A 5,641-nucleotide genomic window follows, 5' to 3' on the forward strand; every position below is an offset into this window, starting at 1 on the left:
GGTTAAACAGCGATGGCCACCCATTTCTGGGTGGCCATCGTGAATGGTGTCCGGCGGTGTCCTACTCTCCCACAGGGTCCCCCCTGCAGTACCATCGGCGCTGAGAGTCTTAGCTTCCGGGTTCGGAATGTGACCGGGCGTTTCCCTCTCGCTATGGCCGCCGTAACCCTGGCGACACACGCACCCGAAGGCACATGGTCAAATCTGGGTTACACGCCGTGCGTGTATTCAATTGTTCCGCTCCTCCCGAAGGAGGATGCGGGGTGCCCGTCTTCTGGGAACCACAAAGTGGACGCAAGCAATCTCTGACCACTCCTACCAGCCTTTACAACGGTATGAGTGTAGTGATTATCAAGTTATCGGCTTATTAGTACCGGTCAGCTCCGACAGTCTTTAGTCCTGTCTTCCACATCCGGCCTATCAACCCAGTCGTCTGGCTGGGAGCCTCTCCCCCGAAGGGATGGAAATCTCATCTCGAAGCCGGCTTCCCGCTTAGATGCTTTCAGCGGTTATCCGTTCCGAACGTAGCTAATCAGCGGTGCTCCTGGCGGAACAACTGACACACCAGAGGTTCGTCCATCCCGGTCCTCTCGTACTAGGGATAGATCTTCTCAAATTTCCTGCGCGCGCAGCGGATAGGGACCGAACTGTCTCACGACGTTCTAAACCCAGCTCGCGTACCGCTTTAATGGGCGAACAGCCCAACCCTTGGGACCTACTCCAGCCCCAGGATGCGACGAGCCGACATCGAGGTGCCAAACCATGCCGTCGATATGGACTCTTGGGCAAGATCAGCCTGTTATCCCCGAGGTACCTTTTATCCGTTGAGCGACAGCGCTTCCACAAGCCACTGCCGGATCACTAGTCCCGACTTTCGTCCCTGCTCGACTTGTCAGTCTCACAGTCAAGCTCCCTTGTGCACTTACACTCGCCACCTGATTGCCAACCAGGTTGAGGGAACCTTTGGGCGCCTCCGTTACTCTTTGGGAGGCAACCGCCCCAGTTAAACTACCCATCAGGCACTGTCCCTGAACCCGATTAGGGTCCGAAGTTAGATATCCAGAGTGACCAGAGTGGTATTTCAACAATGACTCCACGAACACTAGCGTGCCCGCTTCAACGTCTCCCACCTATCCTACACAAGCCACACCGAACACCAATACCAAACTATAGTAAAGGTCACGGGGTCTTTCCGTCCTGCTGCGCGTAACGAGCATCTTTACTCGTAATGCAATTTCGCCGAGTTCGCGGTTGAGACAGCTGGGAAGTCGTTACGCCATTCGTGCAGGTCGGAACTTACCCGACAAGGAATTTCGCTACCTTAGGATGGTTATAGTTACCACCGCCGTTTACTGGGGCTTAAATTCTCAGCTTCGCCTTGCGGCTAACCGTTCCTCTTAACCTTCCAGCACCGGGCAGGCGTCAGTCCGTATACATCGTCTTGCGACTTAGCACGGACCTGTGTTTTTAGTAAACAGTCGCTTCCCACTGGTCTCTGCGGCCATCGAACGCTCCCGGAGCAAGTCCGTTCACGCCTCAGGCCCCCCTTCTCCCGAAGTTACGGGGGCATTTTGCCGAGTTCCTTAACCACGATTCTCTCGATCTCCTTAGTATTCTCTACCTGACCACCTGAGTCGGTTTGGGGTACGGGCAGCTAGAACCTCGCGTCGATGCTTTTCTTGGCAGCATAGGATCACCGATTTCGACTTGCGTCTACCCATCAGATCTCAGGCTATATGAACGACGGATTTGCCTATCGTTCGCCCTACATCCTTAGACCGGGACAACCATCGCCCGGCTCGGCTACCTTCCTGCGTCACACCTGTTAATACGCTAAACGCACCAGCACGGGGTCGTACGCTAGGCCCAACGCTTCACCCCGAAGGGATCCATCACAGGGATTCAGATACTTAGCACTACTGGATTGTCTTGGGCGGTTCTTCGCCGGTACGGGAATATCAACCCGTTGTCCATCGACTACGCCTGTCGGCCTCGCCTTAGGTCCCGACTTACCCAGGGAAGATTAGCTTGACCCTGGAACCCTTGGTCTTCCGGAGGACGGGTTTCTCACCCGTCTTTCGCTACTCATGCCTGCATTCTCACTCGTGTGGCATCCACGGCTGGTTCACACCGCCGCTTCACTCGCCACACGACGCTCTCCTACCCATCAACACGGCTGGACCACGAAGGCCTACCACTAATGTCAATGCCACAACTTCGGTGGCGTGCTTGAGCCCCGTTACATTGTCGGCGCGGAATCACTTGACCAGTGAGCTATTACGCACTCTTTCAAGGGTGGCTGCTTCTAAGCCAACCTCCTGGTTGTCTGTGCAACTCCACATCCTTTCCCACTTAGCACGCGCTTAGGGACCTTAGTTGGTGGTCTGGGTTGTTTCCCTCTCGACTATGAAGCTTATCCCCCACAGTCTCACTGCTGCGCTCTCACTTACCGGCATTCGGAGTTTGGCTGACGTCAGTAAGCTTTTGGGCCCCATCGGCCATCCAGTAGCTCTACCTCCGGCAAGAAACACGCAACGCTGCACCTAAATGCATTTCGGAGAGAACCAGCTATCACGAAGTTTGATTGGCCTTTCACCCCTATCCACAGCTCATCCCCTCCATTTTCAACTGAAGTGGGTTCGGTCCTCCACGACGTCTTACCGTCGCTTCAACCTGGCCATGGATAGATCACTTCGCTTCGGGTCTAGACCCTGCGACTGAATCGCCCTATTCGGACTCGCTTTCGCTACGGCTGCCCCACACGGGTTAACCTCGCCACAGAGCACTAACTCGCAGGCTCATTCTTCAAAAGGCACGCCGTCACCCCTACAAGGAGGCTCCGACGGTTTGTAAGCAAACGGTTTCAGGTACTATTTCACTCCCCTCCCGGGGTACTTTTCACCTTTCCCTCACGGTACTTGTCCGCTATCGGTCATCTGGGAGTATTTAGGCTTATCAGGTGGTCCTGACAGATTCACACGGGATTTCTCGGGCCCCGTGCTACTTGGGATACTCTTCACGCCATAACACCATTTCGACTACGGGGCTCGCACCCGCTCTGGCCAGGCGTTCAAACCTGTTCGTCTATGATGCGCTGTAACGTTCACCGGCCGGCAGACCGGAACGAAAAGTCCCACAACCCCGGCCATGCAACCCCTGCCGGGTATCACACATGACTCGGTTTAGCCTCTTCCGCGTTCGCTCGCCACTACTGACGGAATCACTGTTGTTTTCTCTTCCTGTGGGTACTGAGATGTTTCACTTCCCCACGTTCCCTCTACCCGCCCTATATATTCAGGCGGGAGTCACCAGGTCACCACAAGGGGCCTGGCGGGGTTTCCCCATTCGGAAATCCTCGGATCACAGCTCGTTTATCAGCTCCCCGAGGCTTATCGCAGATTACGACGTCCTTCTTCGGCTCCAGATGCCAAGGCATTCACCGTTTGCTCTTATGAACTTGCTAATCACATGAGTTAAGAAACTACAACTCGAAAAGTTGCAGATCCAATGATTTGCATGACCGCAGCCCGAAAGCCGCGCCATGCGAATCTTGTCGATCCACGACCGAAGCCGTGAATCTAAGATGCTCGCGTCCACTGTGTAGTTCTCAAAATACGGGCGGTATCCCTCTCCCACACACCCAGGCGTGAGAAAAGGATCCGGAGAGTCGACCCCGCCACCCGAAGGCAGCCGGCCCGGTCCCTCAGGACCCAACAGCGTGCATGTACCCGACTCCACCGCCCCGACGCGTTCCCAACCCGAAGGCTGTACTGACGCGAGACGATCTCACCGAGCACCTAGTTCAATGTTCCACCCATGAGCTACCAGCAAAGACATTCGCTTTGATCTGGCGCCTGGAACACCCTGCGGTGTCCAGATGCTCCTTAGAAAGGAGGTGATCCAGCCGCACCTTCCGGTACGGCTACCTTGTTACGACTTAGTCCTAATCACCGATCCCACCTTCGACAGCTCCCTCCTTGCGGTTAGGCCACTGGCTTCGGGTGTTACCGACTTTCATGACTTGACGGGCGGTGTGTACAAGGCCCGGGAACGTATTCACCGCAGCGTTGCTGATCTGCGATTACTAGCGACTCCGACTTCATGAGGTCGAGTTGCAGACCTCAATCCGAACTGAGACCGGCTTTTTGGGATTCGCTCCACCTTACGGTATCGCAGCCCTTTGTACCGGCCATTGTAGCATGCGTGAAGCCCAAGACATAAGGGGCATGATGATTTGACGTCATCCCCACCTTCCTCCGAGTTGACCCCGGCAGTCTCCTATGAGTTCCCACCATGACGTGCTGGCAACATAGAACGAGGGTTGCGCTCGTTGCGGGACTTAACCCAACATCTCACGACACGAGCTGACGACAACCATGCACCACCTGTATACCGACCTTGCGGGGCAACCATTTCTGGAAGTTTCCGGTATATGTCAAGCCTTGGTAAGGTTCTTCGCGTTGCATCGAATTAATCCGCATGCTCCGCCGCTTGTGCGGGCCCCCGTCAATTCCTTTGAGTTTTAGCCTTGCGGCCGTACTCCCCAGGCGGGGAACTTAATGCGTTAGCTGCGACACGGAGACCGTGGAAAGGTCCCCACATCTAGTTCCCAACGTTTACGGCGTGGACTACCAGGGTATCTAATCCTGTTCGCTCCCCACGCTTTCGCTCCTCAGCGTCAGTAACGGCCCAGAGAACTGCCTTCGCCATCGGTGTTCCTCCTGATATCTGCGCATTCCACCGCTACACCAGGAATTCCATTCTCCCCTACCGCACTCTAGTCTGCCCGTACCCACTGCAGGCCCGAGGTTGAGCCTCGGGTTTTCACAGCAGACGCGACAAACCGCCTACGAGCTCTTTACGCCCAATAATTCCGGACAACGCTTGCACCCTACGTATTACCGCGGCTGCTGGCACGTAGTTAGCCGGTGCTTTTTCTGCAGGTACCGTCAAGCCGAAGCCCTTCTTCCCTACTAAAAGAGGTTTACAACCCGAAGGCCGTCATCCCCCACGCGGCGTTGCTGCATCAGGCTTTCGCCCATTGTGCAATATTCCCCACTGCTGCCTCCCGTAGGAGTCTGGGCCGTGTCTCAGTCCCAGTGTGGCCGGTCACCCTCTCAGGCCGGCTACCCGTCGTCGCCTTGGTGAGCCATTACCTCACCAACTAGCTGATAGGCCGCGAGTCCATCCTTGACCGAAAAACTTTCCACCCGCACCCGATGCCGGGGCAGGTCGTATCCGGTATTAGACGCCGTTTCCAGCGCTTATCCCAGAGTCAAGGGCAGGTTACTCACGTGTTACTCACCCGTTCGCCACTAATCCACCCAGCAAGCTGGGCTTCATCGTTCGACTTGCATGTGTTAAGCACGCCGCCAGCGTTCGTCCTGAGCCAGGATCAAACTCTCCGTAAAAAAATTACGACCCCCAACCCCGAAGAGAAGGAGAGTCAAGTTTGACCTCTAGCAAATAAGACATCTCTCCGACCCGAAAGCCGGAAGCTGACATCAATTTCCAAAGGAATCCCAACCCGATCCGAAGATCAAGGCCGGGGTATAAAATTGGCATTGAACATAGTGCACGCTGTTGAGTTCTCAAGAATCGGACACATCCCGCCTCCACACCAGAACGGTGCTTCACAACG

General features: G+C 55.5%; 3 rRNA genes. All 3 read right to left on the minus strand.

Annotation, left to right across the window (positions count from 1 at the left end):
- Window positions 1-48 precede the first annotated feature (48 nt).
- A 5S ribosomal RNA gene (gene rrf, locus C5C59_RS16880) occupies window positions 49-165 on the minus strand.
- Between the two features lie 182 nt (window positions 166-347).
- Window positions 348-3,463 (minus strand): 23S ribosomal RNA (locus C5C59_RS16885).
- A gap of 425 nt (window positions 3,464-3,888) precedes the next feature.
- Window positions 3,889-5,411, minus strand: a 16S ribosomal RNA gene (locus C5C59_RS16890).
- Together the 16S, 23S and 5S rRNA genes form the textbook arrangement of a ribosomal RNA operon.
- Window positions 5,412-5,641 lie beyond the last annotated feature (230 nt).

The organism is Rathayibacter sp. AY1F4 (genome assembly GCF_002931775.1).
Taxonomy (GTDB): Bacteria; Actinomycetota; Actinomycetes; order Actinomycetales; family Microbacteriaceae; genus Rathayibacter.